This window comes from Companilactobacillus sp. RD055328 (assembly GCF_022835675.1).
In the GTDB taxonomy this organism is placed as follows: domain Bacteria; phylum Bacillota; class Bacilli; order Lactobacillales; family Lactobacillaceae; genus BQUT01.
This window is the reverse complement of the sequence record NZ_BQUT01000005.1, coordinates 1-22,903: the sequence shown is the minus strand read 5'-3', so window position 1 is coordinate 22,903 and position 22,903 is coordinate 1. Positions and strand designations below refer to the sequence as shown.

Genomic DNA, 22,903 nt, shown 5'->3' with positions numbered 1-22,903 from the left:
TGTTACTTATTAAATTATTTAATACTGTTAATACTAACATAATCATAGTAAATATCCATTCCATTTTTTTAAGTATTAACATTGTAAATATTATATTATTTGGCTTAAATACATCTTAAAAATAAAAAGAACTACAAAATGTAGTTCTTTTTTTACTAAAATATATTTCTTATAGAGTTATACCACTGTGTTGCATTTTCTTTGATTGAATCATACCCATTTTGGATAGAGTCTACCCAATTACCACTATTAGCAGATTGAGAGCTATTCTTTGTTTGCACAGGATCTTTTTCAGTAAAGTCTGTTTTATCACTGTATGGTAGAATTCCTGTCATTTCTGCTTTATACAAATGAGACACACCTGTTTCACTAGTACCAGATAAGAAATGATTTTCATCAGTATTATCAAATCCAATCCAACTAGCAACAACAACATCTGGTGTATATCCAATTAGCCACTGATCTTTAGTTCCGTAGCCATAAGATTTAGGAACTTCAGTACTACCAGTTTTTCCCGCAACTTCATATCCATAAGGCTTAGCACTCTGTGCCGTTCCGTAATTAAATACTCCAAGCATCAAACTAGTCATAGTTTTTGCTGTTGAAGAACTTATAATTTGTTTATTTGTCAAAGAAGTATTGTCTACAACAACAGCCCCTGTAGAGTCAACAATCTTAGTAATAAAATGCTCATCAGCTAGTTTACCATCATTAGCAAATGCTGTGTAGGCAGTAGCCATTTGAAGCGGAGATACTCCTGTTTCTAATCCACCAAGTGCTAACGCTAAATTTTGATCATCTTTATGAACATTAATACCAAAATTCTCAACAGAATTAACACCTTTTTTAACGCCTATCTTGTCTAACAAGGATACTGCTGGAATATTCTTACTATAAGCGATTGCCTTGTATAGTGGAATTTCTTCACTGTAACTTCCATCAACATTTTTTGGCGTATAGTTGTTTTTTCCAAAACTAGTGATTTCATTTGGCAACATTGAATCAGATCGGTAACCATTTTCAATTGCCGGAGTATAAACAGCCAACGGTTTTATAGCTGAACCAGGTTGCCTTTTTATCTGAGTCGCTCTATTCAACCCTCTAAACACGTGATCACCACGTCCACCTACGACAGCTTCTACTCCTCCTGACTTAGGATTAATAGCAACTGAAGCTGCTTGAGGCTCAGTTCCATCAGCTGCCGCATTGGGGAAAAGCCAATCTTTTTCAAAAGTATCTTGCATTGATTTTTGATAATCTTGATTAAGGCTTGTATAAATCTTATACCCCTTATTCATGATGTCTTCTTCTTTAAGACCGTACTTATTAATTGCTTCTGCTATAACCGCATCGAAATAATATGGATACTTATAGTCTTCATTTCCTTGATAACGATCTATCAGGTTTAAAGATTCTTTCTTATATGCTGTAGCCTCAGTTTTTGATATTTTATTGTTTTCAACCATCAAATCAATTACTAAGTTACGTCTTTGAACTGAGTTATCAGGATTATCAATTGGATTATAGTAACTGGGGCTTTTTAGCATTGCTGCCAACACGGCAGATTCAGCCACATCTAAGCTATTGGCATGCTTCCCAAAATACTTCATAGAAGCATCTTCAACACCCCAAACTCCATTACCAAAATAAGCATTGTTTAAATACATTGCCAAGATATCTTTTTTGGAATATGTCTTGTTAATTTCAACTGCCATAAAGAATTCAGCAGCTTTTCTCATGAATGTTTGCTTTTGTGATAGAAGCGAGTTTTTAGCTAATTGTTGAGTGATAGTACTTCCACCACCAGATATTTGCCCATGGTTTAATACTAATCCGACAGCTGCTCTCATATACCCCTTAAAGCTGACTCCAGAATTAGTCCAGAAAGTTCTATCTTCTGTGGAAATAACTGCATCTTGTATATTTGTAGATATTTCATCAATATCTACAAATGTACCTTTTTGTGAATACAATGATCCTGCGTCATTACCTTTTGCATCAACAATTGTAGTAGTAGTTTGCAACTGTGACTTCAGATTACCAACGTCTGCCGTCTTAGCTTTAAAAGTGAAATAAGCACTCAAAATTAAGAAAATTGTAGCTCCGACTAAAATAATCCACCTAGTTATTTGATATCTTTTCCATGCTCTTCTAAAGCCATTATCAAAAGAATCAAAAAATGGTCGAAAAAATTCGGATACTTTTGCAAAGAAATTCTTCATGATTTACCTCGTTATTGTATTAGATTCTATCACAAGGCTATAAAAATCAACTAATTTAAGAAAAATATTTGAAAACATTTATAATAATAACTATGAAAAAGAAAATAACTTATACAGGAACTACAGAAATCAAATTACGTGCCTTGTTGCAACAATGGTTAATACCTAAAAAATGGCAACATTATTTGCGTGTTGATCATTTGATTACCATTAATGGTAAATATGAATCTTTCTTCTATGACGTCCAACCTAATGACGTATTAGAACTTAACTTCAATTTCCCACCTCGTTCAACTAATCAGAAATACTTAACTGGTAATGATGATTTGAATATCATTTTTGAAGATGAAGATTTATTAATACTAAATAAACCTGCTGGACAAAAAACACATCCTAATTATGACGAAGAGAACTTCACTTTGATGAACTCAGCTGAAGCTTATTTAAGCAAAACAAGTCAACATCCCTACATGATTCATCGTATTGATAGTGAAACTTCTGGATTAGTAATGGTTGCTAAGAATCCCTATATTGTTCCAATATTAAATCGTCAATTAACTAGAAAAGAATTCAAACGAGATTACCTATCTGTAGTTGATATAAATAATTCTTTACCTGATTCAGGAAGAATTGAATTACCTATTGGAGAACACTCAACAGATGGGAGAATGCGTTCTGTTATTGAAACTGGTTTAGATTCAATAACGGAATTTAAAGTTCTAAAAAGAACTACTACTCAAGCTCTATTAGATTTGAAATTACTAACCGGTCGCACTCATCAAATACGTGTTCACTTATCTCATAATGGTTGGCCGATAATCGGTGATCCATTGTATAATCCAGAATCAACGTCAAAGCCAATGCGCTTATTAGCATATAAAATGTCATATACTGAACCTTTTTCGACAAAAAAAAATTCTGTAGAAATTAGTATTCCTACAGAATTTGATATTGATTAAAGTTTAAAAATTACTCCGATAGCAAAAAGAACAATACTTGGAACAATTACGACATTAACTCCTTTAAGAGCTGAGAAATATGTCTCTTTTTTAACTTGTTTTTTAAGATAAGGTTCAATAGTCTTATATGCTTTTGGATAAGTCAACATTACTAATAATACCGTATATGGTGCAACATGCATGATAGCTAATATTGGTAATAAGATAGCGGCGATTGCCCAAACAATTTTATATAATGTAACGGCATTTTTCTTACCTAAGAAATATACTAAAGTGTGACGACCGTTCTTGATATCCTCATCAAGGTCACAAGTATTATTGGCTAACAATGTACTGAAGAAGATCAACATATTAGGTAAACATATTAATAATACTTCAGCAATAATTGACCAACTAATAGCGTCACGATTTGCCATTCCTAAGTAGATATAAACCAACGGAATAAAGAATGCTATAGCTGATGCTACAACTAGCTCAGCTATTGGCAAGCTGTTCAACGGACGTGGTCCGAATGAATAGAACAAACCAATTAGTACACAGATTACACCGATAATAAAAGTAGTCCAGCCTGTTTGATATGCCAACCAAAGACTTGCGATTAATGGTAAAACTGATAATCCAATTATCCAGTTTCGTACAGTCTCTAGAGGAACGTTATTAGTTCCAATTGTACTAGTATTCTTTTTGTACCCTTCTTCATCTTTTGCATTCACATAATCCATATAATTGTTTTGCATGTTAACAATCAAATGAAAACTAAATACACAGAGAAAACCAATTGTTCCATACACAAAATTAAATGATCCAAATCTATAATAAGAATATGAAACGGCAAAAATAAACCATAATAAATCCAGTGGTGAAGTATAAATCTCAGTTAATTCATAAAATAATTTCCAATTCATAATAAACTCCCCTATATTACTGTTAGATACTGATATTTTAACCCTTATCAATGCATAAGAAAAGACGCAGAAAAAATCTGCGTCTTTTTTTGTTTACATTTCTTCTGGAGCTTCTACACCAAGTAATGCTAATGCTGAAGTTAAGACAATTGAAACATCTTTTACTAAAGCTAAACGAGCATTTCTTTGATCATCATCAGCCAAAATCTTGCTATGAGCATAGTATTGGTTAAATGATTTTGCTAAACGTAATGCATACTTAGCAATAATTGATGGTTCATATTCTTTAGCAGCACGCTTAATCACATCCGAGAATGAGCCAAGCAACTTAATAGTATCCCAAGCATTTTCATCTGATAATACTAAGTTTTCAGCTGCTTCATACTCTTTAGTATCGGCTTTTCTTAAGATACTTAAGGCACGAGCATTTGAATATTGAACATAAGGACCGGTTTCTCCTTCGAATCTAACAACTTCTTGTAGATCGAAATCAAAAGCATCACGACGATCATTTTTCAAGTCATGAAAGACAACGGCACCAATACCAACTTGTTTGGCAACTTCTTGCTTATTAGCTAGTTCAGGATTTTTTTCTTCAATTTGTTTTAATGCTAGAGCTTCAGCATCATTTAATACTTCATCAAGTAAGATAACATTACCTTTTCTAGTTGATAACTTCTTACCTCCTGTTGTGATTAATCCAAATTGAATATGATGGATATTATCAGACCAATCATGGCCCATCTTCTTCAAGACAGCTTTTAATTTCTTAAAGTGGTCAGTTTGTTCTTGACCAACAACATAAAGTGATTCTGCAAAGTCGTAAGTCTTCTTACGATACATAGCAGCAGCCAAATCACGAGTGATGTACAATGTTGCACCGTCAGATTTTTTGATTAACGCTGGAGATAAGTTCTCATCTGATAAATCAACAATTTCTGCTCCACGACTTTCAACGAGCAATCCTTTATCTTCTAATTCATTAACAACATCATCCATCTTATCGTTATAGAAAGCTTCACCATTGTATGAATCAAAAGTAACTCCTAATCTATCATAAATACGATTAAATTCTTTTAGTGATTCTTCACGGAACCATTTCCAAAGAACTAGAGCTTCTTCATCACCATCTTCAATCCGTTTGAACCAAGAACGTGCTTCATCATCTAGCTCAGGCTTCTCTTCAGCTTCCTCATGGAAACGAACATAATATTTCAAAAGATTAGTAATAGGATCTTTTTTAACATCTTCTTCAGATCCCCATAGTTTATAAGCAACGATTAATTTACCAAATTGAGTTCCCCAGTCACCTAAGTGATTGATTTTTACAGGATTATAACCAATCTTGCTAATTATTTTTGAAAGAGAATTACCTATCATAGTTGAACGTAAATGACCCATTGACATCGGTTTGGCAATATTAGGTGATGACATATCGATTGGAACATTACGTCCTTGACCTAGATTTGAATTACCATAATTATCAGCTTCGTTTAAGACTGCATGCAAAATATCATTTGAATAAGCATCTTTATCGGTAAAGAAATTAATATATGCGCCTTTAGCTTCTACTTTTTCAAAATTATTTGAATTAACTTGGTCCACTAATTCACTAGCTATCATATTAGGCGCTTTACGTAATTCTTTAGCTAAAATAAATGTTGGAAAAGCGTAATCACCTAAATCTGATGTCTTTGGTTTTTCAATCAGCTTACTAATTTGTTCCTTGCTAATTGAATCAGGCAAAACTGGTACTAAAGCTTCTACTACTAAATTTTTAAAATCCATAAATCCTCCAAGTCGTTGCATAATTATAAAATTTTAGACTGATACGAAAAAAATCCCGCCACTCTCAGCGTTAACTGAAAGAGACGAGATTTTCCCGCGGTACCACTCTAATTGATATTATCCACTCATAAAAAGTATTAATATTTAACACCCGAGGTGCGAACTCAACCTTCATTAATCAGTTCTCACTATCCTGATCTCACTATAAATTAACAGTTGATTATTCCTCAAACAATAACTGAATATTATCATAAATATTCAATTTACACAATTACATTATGCAGTCATTTGTTGAACGCGAATATTAATAATTTGATTAACTAGTAAATCTAGATTCTCATCATCTTTGGGAATTCTAATTGACCCTTTAGCATAAGAATAATTTGTTAATAATCCTTGTTCTTTTGCTGCTGTTACCCCTGCCGGTGTTGGATAAATACCAAGATGTTGCTTTGCAATTGCAAAGTAAATAACTGGCTTATCTAAATAATATCCACACATACTATATGTATAACGCTCAACGCATTCAGCTGGTAAGTTTTCAAACATTAGCTTTCGTACTCGATTAGCTAATTCAATATCGCCGTCTTCTTTTAGTTCTTGAATATAATTGTCTATTTCTTTGTTCTTGTTCATTTATTCACCAATTAAAAAAGTGAGTTTTCACTCACCAAAATTTTTATTACGCAATTTGTTTGTTTAACGAATTAATAGCATCTTTAATTGTAATTCCTGTACCGGAATTGTCGTTATTCTTATCTGTTGCAATAAAAATCTGTTTGTCTGTATCGAGTGAAATACGATACATGTTCTTCATATTACGAGTATTTTTATTCATCATAATATTACCTTCCTTTCGATTGTTACACTAGAAGGCAGCGAAATATCTTACTTAATGTAAACCTTTTCACAAATGTTGTCAACCATCTTATTTTTGAATTATGATATTATTTATTTATCAAAAAATGAATGGGGAATTTTTTATGGAAAAATTTTGTCAAAGTTGCGGTATGCCACTTACCAAAGAAAACTTAGCTGCAGGTAGCAAGATGTATTGTAACATGTGTTATGAAAATGGCAAATTTATTGAACCAGATATCACTCTTGAAGAAATGAAAGCACGGGGAATCAAAGGTATAGAAGACGGAAATGATGGAGTAATTAAGAAGTTCTTCATCAAAGCCAGTTATCCAATGATGTTAAAAAAATTAAAACGTTGGAACTAAGCAAAAAGACCAGTAGAAAATACAATCCTACTGGTCTTTTTATAATTGCACATCCCTATTATTCGTTCTAAACTACACTTAGGGGGTGAATAGCAATGGAACAATTAAATAAAACCATTTTAAAAGTTATCAAAAATCGACCTACAAATTCTCATAAAGCAAATTACGGTCGCGTATTAATAATTGCGGGTTCAAAACAATATGCTGGAGCGGCTGTTATGGCTTCATCTGCTGCTGTTTATGCCGGAGCTGGTCTTGTTACATTAGCCACTGATCCTTCTGTTTTTACGGCTATTAATATAACAATTCCTGAAGTGATGACGGTTAATTATAATAAAGACTTCAGTAAAGAACTAGAAGGATCTGATGTTATTGCAATTGGTCCCGGACTACCGGCTAATTTTGAAATTAATTCTTTAAAAAACTTGATTGAACATTTAACCAATAAGCAAACTCTTATTATTGATGCTACAGCTTTAAATACCTTAGCACAAGACATTTCAATATTAAATAATTGTCAGGCATTCGTTATTCTTACTCCTCATCAGATGGAATGGCAACGAATATCTGGAATCAAGATATTCGATCAAACGACTGATAAAAATATCGAATATATAAATAGCCTATCTAGTACTCCTACAATTATTCTTAAAAAGCATCAAACTGAAATTCATCACGAAAACTCTATTTATAAAAATATCGCGGGTAACCCTGGTATGGCAACTGGCGGCTCTGGTGATACATTAACTGGAATCATTGCCGCATTTTGTTCCCAGTTCAAAACTAATATAGATACTATTAACGCTGCAGTTTTCACCCACAGTGATCTGGCTAATGAACTATACAAAAATAATTATGTTGTTCTACCTGAGCAACTAATCAAACATTTACCTGAATATATGAAAAAAGCAGCCCATTAAAGGCTGCTTTTATTTGATTCTTAACATTTTTCTAAAACGATTCATTTGATATCCCAAAATATCATCAGCTAAGTGATTTCTTAATACGAGATATGTATAAATTAGACCACCAATTCCTGCTTCAATTATTAAAATAATAAATCCATAAACCCGACGATTAGGAATTCCTAAATAAGAATATAGGATCTTATTAGTAACAAAAATAACTACAAGCATAATAAGCGAGTACATGATAATATATGAAACTCTCTCAATAGTTGAAGTCAAGTCAACGTCATATAACTTAATCAATGACCGAATCATTAGAATAACAGTAATTAGCATTCCAATAAAAGTTGCCAATAATGGTCCAAATTCACGAAATACAGCAATCATTGGCCATTGAACTATAACTTTAACCACTAGCCCAACTAACAAGTAATTAATAGCCGTACGATTTTGATACAGCCCTTGTAATACCGCAGACAATACCGTGAATAATCCAAGAATAATAGCCAACATAGCAGAAACCTGTAACATTGAGATTCCTTTTTCATTATAAGAATAGAAAACAATCCATAATGGTTTAGACACACCATACATACCAATACTTGCAGGAATCATGACAAAAAAGAATAATTCAAATGCCTTAGTGATTTGTGTTTCAATTCCTTTTTGATCATTTTGAGCATGTGCTTTAGATAATACAGGTATTACCGCAACAGCCATTGCCGAAGCTAACGAAATGGTAATCATTATCAGTTTATTAGCATTAAAGCCAAACAATGCATACATTTGATCTAACATAGATTTAGGGTAGTGCCCTAAAGAATTCATCATTGCATTAAATGTAGCTTGATCAAACATTTGATAAAATACAAATCCAGATCCCATAACAATAAATGGTACTGCTTGTTGAACAATTTCAGCAATAAACTTACGATCATTGACTTCAACGATATTGCTACTTGATCTCGATAGCTTACGTAATCTAGGTAACTGTCGTATAAAGAAATATCCCAAGACTGCAATTGCAGCCACAGCTCCAATGAACGCAGCAAAAGTTGATTGTGTTACTGCATCAACATAACTACCATGTTGAACTTTCATAATAATATACGTGGCTAGTAACATGTAAAAAACACGTGCAATCTGTTCAACAAATTGTGAAATTGCTGATGGTGCCATCTCACCGTAACCTTGAAAATAACCACGAGTAATACTCAAAATTGGAATAACTAATACCGCAGCGCTTAATGACTTAATAACAGGTACCGTTGCCATATCGCCACCTGCAAAAATTGTTGCAATCATAGAAGCCCCAAAAAACATAATTGCCGCAAAAATTATACCTAATAATGCCATTAACTTAATTCCTTGTTTAAACAAGCGATTACCAATAGCATACTCATTCAATGCATTATAATGAGCAATTTGTTTTGAAATAGCACTGGGAATTCCGGCAGTAGAAATAATTAAGAATTCACTATAAATATTGTATCCTTTTGCATATAAAGCATTGGCAGCTAAGGCAACTGTAGCGCCACCTAACCAAGCATTCCAAGGAATAATATAAATAGCCCCTAAAATTCTAGAAAAAATACTTCCAGCAGTCATCCATGCTGAACCTTTTACCAAGGAGTTATCAGAGCTAGTACTATTATTTACTTCGACTTTATTATTTTCGTTATCCATAGAATTAAGCCTTTCTCTTCAAGCTTTAATTTTAACAAAAAATTCCAATAAGTAACTATTATCTTGAAATTTCTTAAATAAATAAAAAAAGACAAAACTTATTTTTGTCTTTTTTTAGATTATTAAAATTGAATTTCTGCAATTTTTTTAGTTAACTTCTCAATAATTATTTCAGCCTCTTCCGTTATGGAAACCATAATTTTCCTACGATCTTGAGTACTGCCATAACTACGATCAACTAACCCTTTCTTCTGCAAAACTCGTAAGATTCGCGAAATAGAAGCCTTAGATGTTTCTATCGCTTCAGCTATTTCTGTTGGCGAAATACTTCCCCGTTGTTTAATATGAAGCAATACATTATATTGTAAAAATGAAATTTTATATTCATTAGCTAATTTATCTAATTTATTTAACATCTTACTTTGTTTAATGAACCAGTTATCTAATGATTTCATATTATCAGTGTTTGAATCCATAATGCCACCCACTTATTCTTATGATTTTCCACCTCAAGAATTAAATAAGCTGTTACTTAAATACCCCAAAATTACTCCGTCTGATTTCTCAAAAACGCTATGGCATTAACCAGTTCTTCCCATTCAACGTCAGTCGGAGATCCCTTCCAAATGACTTGTAAACATTTAACATTTGTATTACTAAAATCAGAAACATAAATATCAGTATCTTCGTTTAATTCACTCATCAAATTAAGATTTATATAGCCATGATATCCAATATGATTTCTAATGAACTGGTCATAACTTTTACCACTCGAGAAATCAACAAAAATGTTAATTTGTCTTTCCAGTAGTTGAATCTCTTCAACTGCTAATAAATTAATCATGTATTCGTAGTATAGGTGTAGTTTTTCTATTTCAGCAATTTTATGTCCATCGATAACGTCTAGTTGCGAAACAAAGTCATATATCAAGCTCTTCAACTTAGGACTAGTTTTTTCAAAAACTTTAAAGTCCGCAGCATAAACAAAAGTAGATGTTGCAAGTTGAAAATGAACCCAACTCTGTGAAACTAGATCAACATTGTAAAGAATATCTTCATAACTATCCATCTTTGCTATCTGAATTCTTTCATTCAAATATTCTATTAGTTGAAGGCCAATAGCCGTAGGTTTTAGTCTAATATCGCTTTTGATATAGCAATTCAAAACCAAGAATAAATACAGTACCTTCCCTTCCGAGCTTGGGATTTTTGATGAAGAATATCGCGGTATGTATTGTTTGAAAAAAGCTTCAACTTCAACTTGTTTTTCAACAATTCCATTTTCAGCAATATAGCAGTTATTCTTAATTCGATAAAGCTGAACGCCCAAAAAGATTTCTAGTTTTATTCTTTGAACAATAGTCATATCTTTGGTAAATGATTTTTCAATTTCATGAATATAACTTTGCACCGTCTTTTTTATACTTTCAGAAAACGGCGACTCAATTCCACCATAATAATTGAACAAGATTTGAAAATAAAAGCTTCGGATACTTTTTTCATTACCAATTATTTGTGAATTTTTAAATGTTAATCCGTAAGTCTTCAATACTTCATTCACTCTTGATCTAACATTATATACCGAAGAAGAGCTCAAAAAGTTATATTCCGCAAACTCTGAAATTGTTATAGATTCAAACAACCCAACTTTAATTAATAAGTCGACAGCTATAGATTGTTTAAAATACAACAACTGTAAAGTTTGATAATCATGATAAGAAAAATGTTCTATAGATAGATATTTATCACTGACATTCATTAATGATTCAGTTTCAGCTAAGTCTTGTTGTAACTCATCAATCAAGTTATTAAATTTAAAATCAGATAATTTCATCTGTTGTTTCAACTCAACAATTGCAGTACTACTCTCTCTTTTTTCTTGAAGAGTTTGATAAATTAACAGCTTGTAACGACTATTACTAGACAAAAGAACATCAAATTTAGAATTCATAAATACCACCTATACAACTATTGATTATAGTTGATACCGTAAACATTTTTTTACAAACTATTTTTGATTTTTAAAAATTTTTTGGAATTTAATTTTCATTAATTCACATACAAATCAAATTTGAGTAAATATTTCATCGTATCAATTATTTATACACCATCATAAAATATTTGTATGTTGATTTGTTGAAATTTTTTTGAAATAAAAAGGACTCACTTAGGTGAGTCCTTTTTATTTACCCTTTTATAACAATATTTACAATTCTATTTGGTACGACGATAATTTTTACTACTTCTTTGTCACCAATGAACTTCTTAACATTCTCTTCATTAAGAGCTAATTCTTGGGTAATATCGTTAGGTGTATCTAGCGGTACTTCTACTTTACCACGTAGCTTACCATTTACTTGTACGATAATTTCTACTTGATCATCAACCAAAGCATTCTCACTATAACTTGGCCATTCAGCATAAGTTAATGATTCATCATGTCCTAACTTATTCCAAATTTCTTCCATCATATGTGGTGCAATTGGTGCTAACAGTTTAACGAATCCTTCAGCATATTCTCGTGGTACAGATTTTGCTTTATTCGCTTCATTAACGAAGACCATCATTTGAGAAATGGCAGTATTGAAGTGCATTTCTTCAAAGTCCTCAGTAACTTTCTTAACTGTTTCGTTATAGACTTTTTCAAGAATATCGTCGTTATCATTAACAATTGTATCCTTTAATGTGCTTTCATCGTCATCATTAATGAACAATCTCCATACACGTTCTAAGAATCTATGTGATCCGGCTAATCCTTCTTCGCTCCATGAAATTGACGCATCTAATGGTCCCATGAACATTTCATAAAGTCTAAGTGTATCTGCACCATATTCTTCAACAACGTCATCTGGATTAACAACGTTACCTTTTGATTTAGACATCTTCTCGTGATTATCACCAAGAATCATCCCTTGATTATATAGTTTTTGGAATGGTTCTTTAGTTGGAACAATTCCAAGATCATACATTACCTTATGCCAGAAACGTGCATATAATAAGTGAAGTACAGCATGTTCAGCGCCACCGATATACATATCAACTGGCATCCAGTCTTCTAACTTCTTCTTATCTGCAATAGCTTCTGAATTGTGTGGATCGATATATCTTAAGTAATACCATGAGCTACCAGCCCATTGTGGCATCGTATTTGTCTCACGACGTCCTTTACGACCGTTCTCATCAGTAACATTCAACCAGTCTGATAAGTTAGCTAATGGGCTTTCACCTGTACCTGAAGGCTTAATATCTTTTGTTTTAGGCAATACCAATGGTAATTCATCTTCTGGTACTAGTGTTGTCTCACCATCTTCCCAATGAATAACAGGAATTGGTTCACCCCAGTAGCGTTGTCTTGAGAATAGCCAGTCACGTAAACGATAGTTTACTTGTTTGTGTCCAACTTTTTTCTCTTCTAGTACTTCAATCATCTTATCAATGGCAGTTTGTTTATCCAAACCATCTAAGAAGTCTGAGTTGATGTGAACACCGTCTCCTGTATAGGCTTCTTCTTCAATGTCACCACCTTCAATAACTTGTTTGATAGGCAATTCGAATTTCTTAGCAAAATCATAATCACGTTCATCATGAGCAGGAACAGACATTATTGCACCAGTTCCATAACTTGCTAAAACATAATCTGAAATCCAGATTGGCATTTTCTCATTAGTAATTGGATTAATTGCATAAGCACCAGTGAAGACACCAGTCTTATCATGATTAAGATCTGTACGATCAAGATCTGATTTGTGTGAAGCTTCTTCAATATATTTTTCAACTGAGAAGTGTTGTTCATCTGTCATGATTTCTTTGACTAATTCATGTTCAGGTGCCATAACGATATAAGTGGCACCAAAAATGGTATCAGCTCTAGTTGTGAATACTTCAAAGTTTTTCTTTGAACCTTCAACATTAAATGTGATTTCTGCTCCTGTTGAGCGACCAATCCAATTACGTTGCATTTCTTTGATATTTTCTGGCCAATCAACGGAATCCAAATCATCAATTAGTCGATCTGCATAAGCAGTAATCTTAAGCATCCATTGACGCATTGGTTTTCTGATAATTGGAAAACCGCCACGTTCAGTCTTTCCGTCAATAACTTCTTCGTTAGCAACCACTGTTCCTAAATCTGGACTCCAGTTAACAGCAACTTCAGCTTCATATGCTAAACCTTTTTTATATAATTGTTCAAAAATCCATTGTGTCCATTTGTAATATTCTGGATCGGTTGTGTTAATTTCTCTTTCCCAATCATATGAGAATCCAAGAGAATTAATTTGACGTTTGAAAGTTTCAATGTTTTTTTCAGTAAACTCGGCAGGATCATTCCCTGTATCAAGAGCATACTGTTCTGCAGGCAATCCAAAAGCATCCCATCCCATTGGATGTAAAACATTATACCCTTGGGCACGTTTCATACGTGACAAGATATCTGTTGCTGTATATCCTTCTGGATGTCCTACGTGAAGTCCTTGTCCCGATGGATAAGGAAACATATCTAGTGCATAGTAATTCTTCTTGTTTTCATCTTCAGTAGTTTTAAATGATTTGTTTTTAGCCCAATACTCTTGCCATTTTTTTTCTGTAACATTATGATTATAAGTCACGTTTGATGTCCTCCAATTTTTTATGTACAGTAATAAAAAAATCGTCCACTGTTCTTTATAAACAATAGGACGATTTCTCGCGGTACCACCTAAATTCTACCCAGTAATGGATAGCTCTTTAATCTGATATCGGCAGATAACCGCAATTATTTAATAATTGAAACTTACTTACGATAGCTAAGTTCAATGTCATTAATATCTGCTCGCATTCCCGCAGACTTTCTGAAAAGTTAATCAACATTTACTACTTCTATCAAGTTCACAATCTATTTTACTTAAAATGCTTTCAGTAGTAAAGTAATTATTCTAAAGGATATATAATATGACAAAAAAAATAACTGCTATTTCTGGTTTTCTTATATTTTCATTGTTTGCAAGTTTAATATATTTCGCACCAAACAGTCTGAATTTATTTGATACTAAAATTACTAATATAATCTATAATAGTGCTCCTTCAATTACGCCTATTATAAAATTCATCACTACTATCGGGAATACATTAAGTATCACTATTATTACAACTATTGTTGTTTTAGCTCTATTTTTCAACAAGAAGTTTGCTCCTGCTTTGTTTATAGCAATTAATGTATCTGCAATTGCTACAATCAACCATCTTATTAAACAATTTATTCAAAGACCTCGTCCAAGTGTCTTACATTTAGTTGATGCTGGTGGTTACAGTTTCCCAAGTGGGCATTCAGCCAGTTCAATGGCATTATTTCTTGGATTGATTTTTGTTATTACAATGATATCTAAGAAAAAATTCACTTGGTTAAAAATAATCCTATTTATCATGCCACTTCTAATCGGATTTTCTCGGATATACTTAGGAGTTCACTACTTCTCTGATGTCTTAGCCGGATTATCTTATAGTCTTACAATCACTATAATAATTGCCTCACTATTTACAAAAAGACGACCTTCTTAGGTCGTCTTTTTATTTGTCACTTATTAATTTTTTGTTGCGAATTTCCATTAAGTTTAATACTAATGTCAAGATGATTAAGATAAGTCCTACTATGTAAATATTATGTAGTCCTTCAAACAAAATCTTACGTAATCCAGGTAATAATTCTTGTGGTAATGAAGTAGCCGTCTGTGGATCAATCAACTTATTCATCATATCCATAGTGTACTTATCGTTAGCAGCTACACCACTAATCATTTTTTGATTAAGTACAATTCCAAAGACAGATACCATTAACGTCTGACCAATCATACGACTTAATGTATTGAAGCTAGTCGCAACTCCAATTTCATCTTCAGGAACTGCAGATTGTGTAGCAACAGTTGTAGTGGTAATAGTTAAACCAAAGCCCATACCCGAAACAGTTGCAACTAATAAGAAATACCAGAATGGCGAAGTAATTGGAGCTAAGACTAACCCTAAAGCAGAAATAAATAAGAATATTAAACTGATATAAATAATTCTGTTAGGTGCCATTTTCTTAAGTAAATAACCAGCCCATAATGAAGCTATAATCCACATTATAGAACTTGGTGTAACAGCAAATCCGCCAAGAGAAGCACGTAATCCGAGTACCCCTTGCATCCATGTTGGAATGTAAGCTTCAAAACCTATTAGATAACCACTAACAAGAAGAGCTATCATATTCTGAATCACGAATGTTTTATTCGTGAATAATTTCAAAGGAATAATGGAATCTTCAGCGCGTTTTTCGACATAGATAAAAGCAATTAGCGCAATGATAGATATTGCAAAAAGTGTGATAGGTACTACTACACTTTTATTTGATAAACTCTGCATTCCAAGCATCATTGATAATAATAACGCTACTAATAATATCGTACCTTTATAATCTACTACTGTCTTCTTACGTTCAACATTTTCAATTAGGCCATAATAAATCATAAAGATAGTAATAATTCCGATTGGAATATTAATCATGAAGACCCAATGCCAACTAAGATGTTCTACAATAAATCCACCAATTAATGGTGCAATAATTGCAGCAATCCCCCAAGCTGATCCATTAAGTCCAATTACTCGAGCACGTTTTTCAATCGGATAAATATCTGCAATAATTGTGAAGGCTACTGGTTGTATTGAACCAGCACCAAGACCTTGAATAACTCGAGACAGAATCAACATTTCCATCGAATTAGACAGTCCACATAATAACGAACCGATTGTAAATAATATCAATCCGAATATAAATACTGGCTTACGGCCAATAATATCAGCCATTTTTCCATAAATTGGAGTTGATAAAGCTGTCATTAATAGATAAATTGAAAAAACCCAATTCATCAATGATACTCCATGCAGACTCCCAATAATTGTTGGCATCGCTGTTGAAACAATTGTTCCTTCAACGGCTGTCATAAATGTGGCAACAAAGACTGCTACAGTTACTACTTTTACATTTGTTTCTCTTTTTTGATTCATAATTTCTCCTAAGCATGAATTAAAAACATCAATTCACATACCATTTTTCACATAAAAAAAGACGCTTTGAAGAAGATACTTCTTCAAAGAACGCCTCTTAAACTCGTCAATTTAGATATTTTTTAATATCTTCAACCTTGTCTAAATGTTCCCAAGGAAGATCAACATCTGTACGTCCAAAATGACCATATACTGAAGTTTGTTTATATATGGGCCTTTGTAAATCTAACATTTCAATAATACCTGCAGGTCTTAGATCAAATAATTCTCGAATGCAGGCAATAATTTTTTCTTCACTGATTTCACTTGTTCCAAAAGTATCAACATGAATTGATACCGGTTGAGCCACGCCAATTGCATAAGCAATTTGTATTTCAAATTTTTCAGCAATTTTAGCAGCAACCATATTTTTAGCAATATATCGTGCAGCGTAACTTGCTGAACGATCAACTTTTGTAGCATCTTTTCCTGAAAAAGCACCACCACCGTGATGAGCTAAGCCACCATAGGTATCGACAATAATCTTACGACCAGTTAGTCCAGAATCACCTTGTGGACCACCGATCACAAAACGGCCAGTAGGATTAATAATGAATTTCGTATCTTCATCAATCAAGTCATCAGAAATTACGTTTCTAATAACTTTATCTTCGATATCTTTTTTCAATTGTGCCAATTGTACTTCTTCATTGTGTTGCGTACTCAAGACAACTGTATCTACACGGAAAGGTATTTCGTTTTCATCGTATTCAACAGTTACTTGAGCCTTTGCGTCAGGTCGTAAGTAATCTAATTCATTATCTTTGCGTACTTGCGCAATTTTTCTCATTAATTTATGAGAAAGTGATAATGATAAAGGCATAAATTCAGGTGTTTCATTGGTTGCATAACCAAACATTAATCCTTGATCACCAGCACCAATCTTGTCTAACGGATCAATACCTTTTTCACGGTATTCTATCGCGTCATCAACACCCATAGCGATATCGCTAGATTGTTCATCTAATGCAATTAAGACGGCACAAGTATTGCCATCAAAGCCAATGCTTGCATTATCATAACCAATATCTTTGATTGTTTGTCTAATTATAGACTGAATATCAACGTAAGCTGATGTTGATATTTCACCAACAACTAAAACTAATCCTGTAGATACAGTTGTCTCACAAGCTACTCTTGCATCCTTATCTTGAGTTAAAATAGCATCTAAAATTGAATCACTTATTTGATCAGCTATTTTATCAGGATGCCCTTCAGAAACAGATTCTGAAGTAAAAAAATGTTTTTCTTTCATAATATCCACCTTTCGGTTACAGGGAAGATCCTCTATACGGACCCCATCAGGATTCCTAATTGTAACAACTAATAATATTAACATATTTGATTGACGTAATAAACAAAGTTCACTAACATAAGTAATATGAAAAACTTAAAAATTAATAAAAAAAGACCTTTGTCACTGAGATTAATCGATACAATCATTGATATCGCAAGTATCATTCTTTTCCCATTTATTTTTGCAAGTAGATTTTCTATCACTCCTATGAAAGGATATATTTATGTAATTATCTTTATTGCACTAATCTATGTCTATAAAGATATCTTCATTCCAAAGAATCCTAATAAATATTTCGATATATTATTTTTAACGATTTTCTTGATACTAAGTGTTATTTTCAGCTTTAAACTTAATAGTTTAATTACAACTATCAGTATTTTTCAATTATTACTTTTCATTGTTGCTAAATATGTTAAAAAATCGACTCCACTCTTAACTGATCTAATATTTAACTTTCTTACTCCAACATTTTTAATGATTATTCTTACATATTCATTAACAAAATTTATTAGTTATCCGATTATTATATTAATTCTTCTAATTAATACCTTCTCGTTAACTACAAATTATATTGAAGTTAATTATAAATCATTATTTGGATTACTTGCTGTAATTACGTTAGTGGTTTTAATAGTTCTTGCAGAATATATTTCAGTAATGCAAGCCATATCAATGGCATCTACTTTACTAGTATTTATATTAATAAAATACTTCTTCAATATTTCACTTAAATCTTGTTGGGCAAGATTGTTTCTAAGCTTGATGCAACTTTTCTAAATAAAAAACCTGCTATTAATAGCAGGTTTTTTATTTAATCACATTCCCATTTTCCATCTTTAAGGTTACAAGTTCCACCTTCATTGTTGATAGATACCAATTTCTTTTCTTGTTCTTCTTGTTGTTGAATCATTTTTAACGTTTCAATAATTTTGTCTTTTCTTTGAGCACCATTGATAAGATATTTACCATTCACGATCAGTGTAGGTATGCTATTAATTCCATATTTTTGAGCTAATTCAAAATCACTCATAACTGCTTCAACAGTGTTAGAATCTTCAAATTGTTTTTCCCAAGCATTAAAATCAATGCTTGTTTCTTTTACAAGAGTACGAATCACTGCTAAGTCTTCAACATTCATGCTACGCATGAATAGACCCTCTTGAAGCTTATCAAATACTTCCCAATAGACATCTTGTCCGCCAACTAATCCTGCAGCTTTAGCAGCGATTAAGCCATATTTTGATGTTGGAAATAAGAAATCTTCTTTTTTCATTCCATCAATATTAAATCTATGTAACTCGTCTATTCTATTAGCATGCTCCCAATGATTTAATACTTCAGGCTTCACTGCTTCCCTTGATCCAAACATCTGTACAAATGCGTCAGGTTCCCATCCCAGAGCAAAAGACCTATGAATAATTTCTACTTCGGGTAATTCTTCTTTGATACTATGCATTCTATATGACATTGGAAAACAAAAACTACAAATCACATCATGAAAAAACTCAATTTTCATATTATCCCCCTAATAATGCAAGCACTTTAATATCCTATTATTACAACTTAGATATTAAAAACTGTCAATTTATTTGACTGCGTAGAGAATAAAAAAAGAAACTAATAGATTTCTCTATTAGTTTCTTTATAGATGGAGGATACAGGGCTCGAACCTGTGACCCTCTGCTTGTAAGGCAGATGCTCTCCCAACTGAGCTAATCCTCCAGTTAAGATGACCCCTACGGGATTTGAACCCATGTTACCGCCGTGAAAGGGCGGTGTCTTAACCACTTGACCAAGGGGCCATATCTGTTTTAAGTACAAGAAATATTATATAGTATAACTAGTTAACAAGGCAAGGAGAAATTATGAATATTCAAGACTTTTTCGAAAATTTACCAACTCAACAAATTGCCCAAGACTTATTAGGTAGAACTCTCTCTTATAAGACAAATTATGGACTTATATCGGGTTTAATTGTAGAAACTGAAGCTTATCTAGGAATAAAAGACAAGGCCGCACACAGCTATAATGGACGTCATACGCCAAGTAACGATCCTTTATATCAATCTGGAGGTACAATATATATTTATTCAATTCACAGTTATTTAGACATGGACATTAGCGCTCAAGTTTCTGGTAATCCAAACGGTATCCTCATTCGCGGATTAGAACCTCTTGAAGGTATAGACGTAATGAATAATAATCGACAGGTTAGTCAGCCTTTTGAGTTAACTAACGGACCAGCTAAATGGATGCGTGCATTTGGAATTTTAGATAAAGACTTATCCGGAACTATGTTAAATACAGACAAACTATTCCTATCAGATGAGCGGATCCGTGAACCAAAAATAATTACTAATTCACCAAGAATTGGTGTAAATAATAAAGAGCCTTGGACTTCAAAGAAATTAAGATATTATGTTCAAGGAAATCCCTATGTTTCTAAATCTAAAAAATCTGAATTCGACTTAAAAAATTATGGTTGGAAATAAAAAAAGAGTGTGCGAATGCACACTCTTTTTTATCATCTATCTCGTCTAGCTTTCAAGGCATAAAGTATTGTTACAGTATCAACAACTTCTTGGAACAACGCACCAATAATTGTTGGAATAAATCCAAAAGCAGCAATTATCATTAAGCCAATACAAATGAAAATTCCAATTAAAACTGATTCCTTAGATATTCGCATTGTATCTTTAGAAATTTGAATAGCTTTAGTTACTTTAGATAAGTCATCTCTAACAATTACCGCATCGGCTGACTCACTAGCTGCCGTTGCTCCACTGGCACCCATTGCAATACCGACATCTGCAACTACTAAGGACGGTGCATCATTAACACCATCACCTACCATGGCAATTGGCTTATCCTGTTTAGCTGTTTTGTCTAACACATCAATTTTATCTTGAGGTAAGCAACCAGCATAAACTTGAGTAATATTTATTTCTTTAGCAACTTTTTGAGCAACAGATTGATGATCTCCGGTTAACATGATTATATTATGGACATTCATTTCTTTAAGTTCATTCATAGTTTGAGCCGCTTCAGGTCTAATTTGATCACTGAATAGAATTGACCCAGCATATTCATTATCAATTGAAATATGCACGGCAGTTTTTTCTAAGCCAATTTTTTCTTTTTTAGAATCAACGAAGCTTAATTTTCCGACTTTAACTAATTTGGAGTCAATTACTCCACTGACACCTTTAGCAGTAACCTCATTAACGTCGTCAGCGATCTTTAATTTACTTGCACCAACATACTCCACTAAAGACCTAGCCAAAATATGATTTGATTGTTGTTCAACACTTGCTGCTAAAATATATAACTCGTTATCTGACAATTGTGAATCATTAACAATTTCATCAACTTTTAATTTACCAGAAGTGATTGTTCCCGTCTTATCAAAAGCAATCGACTTAATCTTAGATAACTTTTCAATAGTTGTACCAGTTTTGACAATAATACCATTTCTACTAGAACGACTCATTCCAGAAATCAACGAAATAGGAGCAGCTAGAATCAATGGACAAGGTGAAGCTACAACTAAGACTTGAGCAATTCTCACCGGATCTTTACTTATGAAATAGCTAATTCCAGCGATCAAATATGCTAAAAGAGTAAATGGTACAGCGTAACGATCCGCCATTCTTACGAAATGAGCTGGTCTTTCTTCTGATTGCTTAACCAGTTTAATAATCTCTTGATATTGACTATCTTTAGCTAAGGTAGTGGCTTTCATAGAAATAGAATTGTCACCGTTAATTGATCCAGACATTACTGAATCACCTACAGTTTTAGTGACCGGAACAGATTCACCAGTTAGGGATGCTTCATTTAAATCTGAAGTACCTTCAATCAAAATCCCATCAACTGGAACAAGTTCTGACGGTTTTACAATTAAAATATCATCTACTTTTACATCATCAACATCGATGTTAGAAATTTTCCCATCAACAAGTAGATGAGCATCTTTAGGAGTATTGGACAGAAGCTCTTTTAACTCAGTATTCGCTTTACTAGCCGCAAAATCTTCTAATGTATCTCCACCAGTAAGCATTAACAAAACAATTAATGAAGCCCAGTATTGTCCGACCGCAAGAGTTGCTACCACAGCAGTAATAGCTAACAAATCTACTCCAAATTTACCGGATTTCAAAACTTTAATCATATCTATAAACATTATTAATGCAAGAATAGAGCCAAGAATTGTAATCAAGGATTGTGCCATTATTTTATAATGGAAAATGAATTCTAAAACTCCAGAAATTAATGCGATTATAAGTACAATACTCAATTTAACTTTATTATTATTTATTTTCATATGTGTACTCCCATCGTTTATTTGATAAATAAATTATAACATGGAATAATTCTAAATAACAAAAGATAAGTGAATATCATATTTGTATCATTTAAATGTAGTTTAGTAGCGCAAAATAAAAAAGCCTACAAATTAACGTTTGTAGGCTTTTTATATGAAGATGGATAATTCTGAACAATCCAGAATACATCAAACCGGAGAGTAAGGGATTCGAACCCTTGATACATCGTTAAACATATACACGGTTTCCAACCGTGCTCCTTCGGCCGCTCGGACAACTCTCCATCAATAATAAAGATTGTACCATTGATTAATTAAAACAAAAAGCATTGAATCAAAGATTCAATGCTTTTTTATAACTCCGGTTGTCAGACTCGAACTGACGACAACCTGATTAACAGTCAGGTGCTCTACCAACTGAGCTAAACCGGAATAAAGCGTGGCAACTTCCTATCCTCGCAGGCAGTTTCCCACCAACTACTATCGGCGTTAAGAAGCTTAACTTCTGTGTTCGACATGGGAACAGGTG

General features: G+C 32.9%; 19 protein-coding genes, 4 tRNA genes and 1 rRNA gene. 6 read left to right on the top strand and 18 right to left on the bottom strand.

Annotation, left to right across the window (positions count from 1 at the left end; translation table 11 throughout):
• Positions 1-155: 155 nt before the first annotated feature.
• Positions 156-2,222 (bottom strand): PBP1A family penicillin-binding protein, encoded by a 2,067-nt coding sequence (locus RD055328_RS02245; protein ID WP_244087186.1) that lies wholly within the window; start codon positions 2,220-2,222, stop codon positions 156-158.
• A 92-nt stretch (positions 2,223-2,314) separates the two neighbouring features.
• Between RD055328_RS02245 and RD055328_RS02240 the strand changes: the two genes are divergently transcribed.
• A complete protein-coding gene (locus RD055328_RS02240; RefSeq protein ID WP_244087185.1) occupies positions 2,315-3,181 on the top strand; it encodes an RluA family pseudouridine synthase in 867 nt (288 codons plus the stop codon).
• Here RD055328_RS02240 and RD055328_RS02235 read toward each other — a convergent pair.
• The 4 genes from RD055328_RS02235 to RD055328_RS02220 all read right to left on the bottom strand — a co-directional run bounded on the left by RD055328_RS02235 (position 3,178) and on the right by RD055328_RS02220 (position 6,715).
• Positions 3,178-4,086 carry a prenyltransferase gene (locus tag RD055328_RS02235; protein ID WP_244087184.1) on the bottom strand — a complete coding sequence of 303 codons (909 nt, stop codon included), beginning with the start codon at positions 4,084-4,086 and terminating at the stop codon, positions 3,178-3,180. The two genes, RD055328_RS02240 and RD055328_RS02235, sit on opposite strands and share 4 nt — an antisense overlap.
• A 93-nt stretch (positions 4,087-4,179) precedes the next feature.
• Positions 4,180-5,874: an arginine--tRNA ligase gene (argS, locus tag RD055328_RS02230; RefSeq protein ID WP_244087183.1), complete on the bottom strand. Its 1,695-nt coding sequence runs from the start codon at positions 5,872-5,874 to the stop codon at positions 4,180-4,182.
• 276 nt (positions 5,875-6,150) lie between these two features.
• On the bottom strand, positions 6,151-6,510 hold the full coding sequence (locus RD055328_RS02225; protein ID WP_244087182.1) for an iron chaperone: 360 nt from the start codon (positions 6,508-6,510) through the stop codon (positions 6,151-6,153).
• A 46-nt stretch (positions 6,511-6,556) separates the two neighbouring features.
• A complete protein-coding gene (locus tag RD055328_RS02220) occupies positions 6,557-6,715 on the bottom strand; it encodes a hypothetical protein (RefSeq protein ID WP_244087181.1) in 159 nt (52 codons plus the stop codon).
• A gap of 142 nt (positions 6,716-6,857) precedes the next feature.
• Between RD055328_RS02220 and RD055328_RS02215 the strand changes: the two genes are divergently transcribed.
• Entirely contained in the window at positions 6,858-7,100 is a 243-nt protein-coding gene (locus tag RD055328_RS02215) for a zinc ribbon domain-containing protein (protein WP_244087180.1), read from the top strand.
• Between the two features lie 95 nt (positions 7,101-7,195).
• A complete protein-coding gene (locus tag RD055328_RS02210; RefSeq protein WP_244087179.1) occupies positions 7,196-8,020 on the top strand; it encodes an NAD(P)H-hydrate dehydratase in 825 nt (274 codons plus the stop codon).
• Between the two features lie 9 nt (positions 8,021-8,029).
• On the opposite strand, the gene RD055328_RS02205 is transcribed toward RD055328_RS02210, so the two are convergent.
• The 4 genes from RD055328_RS02205 to leuS all read right to left on the bottom strand — a co-directional run bounded on the left by RD055328_RS02205 (position 8,030) and on the right by leuS (position 14,301).
• Complete coding sequence (locus tag RD055328_RS02205) at positions 8,030-9,694, bottom strand: polysaccharide biosynthesis protein (protein ID WP_244087178.1); 1,665 nt, start codon at positions 9,692-9,694, stop codon at positions 8,030-8,032.
• Between the two features lie 122 nt (positions 9,695-9,816).
• Positions 9,817-10,170 carry a MarR family winged helix-turn-helix transcriptional regulator gene (locus RD055328_RS02200; RefSeq protein ID WP_244087177.1) on the bottom strand — a complete coding sequence of 118 codons (354 nt, stop codon included), beginning with the start codon at positions 10,168-10,170 and terminating at the stop codon, positions 9,817-9,819.
• A gap of 71 nt (positions 10,171-10,241) precedes the next feature.
• Entirely contained in the window at positions 10,242-11,645 is a 1,404-nt protein-coding gene (locus RD055328_RS02195) for a helix-turn-helix domain-containing protein (protein WP_244087176.1), read from the bottom strand.
• Positions 11,646-11,880: 235 nt separating this feature from the next.
• Positions 11,881-14,301 (bottom strand): leucine--tRNA ligase, encoded by a 2,421-nt coding sequence (gene leuS / locus RD055328_RS02190; RefSeq protein ID WP_244087175.1) that lies wholly within the window; start codon positions 14,299-14,301, stop codon positions 11,881-11,883.
• A 322-nt stretch (positions 14,302-14,623) separates the two neighbouring features.
• Here leuS and RD055328_RS02185 point away from each other — a divergent pair, with 322 nt between their 5' ends.
• Positions 14,624-15,229 (top strand): phosphatase PAP2 family protein, encoded by a 606-nt coding sequence (locus tag RD055328_RS02185; protein WP_244087174.1) that lies wholly within the window; start codon positions 14,624-14,626, stop codon positions 15,227-15,229.
• A 9-nt stretch (positions 15,230-15,238) separates the two neighbouring features.
• Here the strand turns inward: RD055328_RS02185 and RD055328_RS02180 are convergent, their stop codons facing one another.
• A complete protein-coding gene (locus RD055328_RS02180; protein WP_244087173.1) occupies positions 15,239-16,711 on the bottom strand; it encodes an MDR family MFS transporter in 1,473 nt (490 codons plus the stop codon).
• Positions 16,712-16,817: 106 nt separating this feature from the next.
• Positions 16,818-18,005 (bottom strand): methionine adenosyltransferase, encoded by a 1,188-nt coding sequence (gene metK / locus RD055328_RS02175; RefSeq protein ID WP_244087172.1) that lies wholly within the window; start codon positions 18,003-18,005, stop codon positions 16,818-16,820.
• 126 nt (positions 18,006-18,131) lie between these two features.
• Here metK and RD055328_RS02170 point away from each other — a divergent pair, with 126 nt between their 5' ends.
• A complete protein-coding gene (locus RD055328_RS02170) occupies positions 18,132-18,827 on the top strand; it encodes a hypothetical protein (RefSeq protein WP_244087171.1) in 696 nt (231 codons plus the stop codon).
• A 34-nt stretch (positions 18,828-18,861) separates the two neighbouring features.
• Here the strand turns inward: RD055328_RS02170 and RD055328_RS02165 are convergent, their stop codons facing one another.
• The 3 genes from RD055328_RS02165 to RD055328_RS02155 form a co-directional block, all read right to left on the bottom strand.
• Positions 18,862-19,566 carry a DsbA family protein gene (locus tag RD055328_RS02165; protein ID WP_244087170.1) on the bottom strand — a complete coding sequence of 235 codons (705 nt, stop codon included), beginning with the start codon at positions 19,564-19,566 and terminating at the stop codon, positions 18,862-18,864.
• Between the two features lie 133 nt (positions 19,567-19,699).
• A tRNA-Val gene (locus tag RD055328_RS02160) sits at positions 19,700-19,772 on the bottom strand.
• An 8-nt stretch (positions 19,773-19,780) separates the two neighbouring features.
• A tRNA-Glu gene (locus RD055328_RS02155) sits at positions 19,781-19,852 on the bottom strand.
• A 63-nt stretch (positions 19,853-19,915) separates the two neighbouring features.
• On the opposite strand from RD055328_RS02155, the gene RD055328_RS02150 reads away from it, so the two are divergent.
• Positions 19,916-20,542, top strand: coding sequence for a DNA-3-methyladenine glycosylase (locus tag RD055328_RS02150; RefSeq protein ID WP_244087169.1), 627 nt, complete (start codon positions 19,916-19,918; stop codon positions 20,540-20,542).
• 32 nt (positions 20,543-20,574) lie between these two features.
• Here the strand turns inward: RD055328_RS02150 and RD055328_RS02145 are convergent, their stop codons facing one another.
• From RD055328_RS02145 to rrf, 4 genes are all read right to left on the bottom strand, one after another.
• Positions 20,575-22,374, bottom strand: coding sequence for a heavy metal translocating P-type ATPase (locus tag RD055328_RS02145; RefSeq protein ID WP_244087168.1), 1,800 nt, complete (start codon positions 22,372-22,374; stop codon positions 20,575-20,577).
• A gap of 195 nt (positions 22,375-22,569) precedes the next feature.
• Positions 22,570-22,658 (bottom strand) — tRNA-Ser (locus tag RD055328_RS02140).
• Between the two features lie 75 nt (positions 22,659-22,733).
• Positions 22,734-22,806, bottom strand: a tRNA-Asn gene (locus tag RD055328_RS02135).
• Between the two features lie 5 nt (positions 22,807-22,811).
• Positions 22,812-22,903: ribosomal RNA gene (gene rrf, locus RD055328_RS02130) — 5S ribosomal RNA — on the bottom strand; the annotation flags it as partial.

Coding starts and splice junctions, on each gene's coding strand:
- RD055328_RS02245 (WP_244087186.1), bottom strand. CDS start 2,222: ATGAAGAATTTCTTTGCAAAAGTATCCGAATTTTTTCGACCATTTTTT.
- RD055328_RS02240 (WP_244087185.1), top strand. CDS start 2,315: ATGAAAAAGAAAATAACTTATACAGGAACTACAGAAATCAAATTACGT.
- RD055328_RS02235 (WP_244087184.1), bottom strand. CDS start 4,086: ATGAATTGGAAATTATTTTATGAATTAACTGAGATTTATACTTCACCA.
- argS (WP_244087183.1), bottom strand. CDS start 5,874: ATGGATTTTAAAAATTTAGTAGTAGAAGCTTTAGTACCAGTTTTGCCT.
- RD055328_RS02225 (WP_244087182.1), bottom strand. CDS start 6,510: ATGAACAAGAACAAAGAAATAGACAATTATATTCAAGAACTAAAAGAA.
- RD055328_RS02220 (WP_244087181.1), bottom strand. CDS start 6,715: ATGATGAATAAAAATACTCGTAATATGAAGAACATGTATCGTATTTCA.
- RD055328_RS02215 (WP_244087180.1), top strand. CDS start 6,858: ATGGAAAAATTTTGTCAAAGTTGCGGTATGCCACTTACCAAAGAAAAC.
- RD055328_RS02210 (WP_244087179.1), top strand. CDS start 7,196: ATGGAACAATTAAATAAAACCATTTTAAAAGTTATCAAAAATCGACCT.
- RD055328_RS02205 (WP_244087178.1), bottom strand. CDS start 9,694: ATGGATAACGAAAATAATAAAGTCGAAGTAAATAATAGTACTAGCTCT.
- RD055328_RS02200 (WP_244087177.1), bottom strand. CDS start 10,170: ATGGATTCAAACACTGATAATATGAAATCATTAGATAACTGGTTCATT.
- RD055328_RS02195 (WP_244087176.1), bottom strand. CDS start 11,645: ATGAATTCTAAATTTGATGTTCTTTTGTCTAGTAATAGTCGTTACAAG.
- RD055328_RS02185 (WP_244087174.1), top strand. CDS start 14,624: ATGACAAAAAAAATAACTGCTATTTCTGGTTTTCTTATATTTTCATTG.
- RD055328_RS02180 (WP_244087173.1), bottom strand. CDS start 16,711: ATGAATCAAAAAAGAGAAACAAATGTAAAAGTAGTAACTGTAGCAGTC.
- metK (WP_244087172.1), bottom strand. CDS start 18,005: ATGAAAGAAAAACATTTTTTTACTTCAGAATCTGTTTCTGAAGGGCAT.
- RD055328_RS02170 (WP_244087171.1), top strand. CDS start 18,132: ATGAAAAACTTAAAAATTAATAAAAAAAGACCTTTGTCACTGAGATTA.
- RD055328_RS02165 (WP_244087170.1), bottom strand. CDS start 19,566: ATGAAAATTGAGTTTTTTCATGATGTGATTTGTAGTTTTTGTTTTCCA.
- RD055328_RS02150 (WP_244087169.1), top strand. CDS start 19,916: ATGAATATTCAAGACTTTTTCGAAAATTTACCAACTCAACAAATTGCC.
- RD055328_RS02145 (WP_244087168.1), bottom strand. CDS start 22,374: ATGAAAATAAATAATAATAAAGTTAAATTGAGTATTGTACTTATAATC.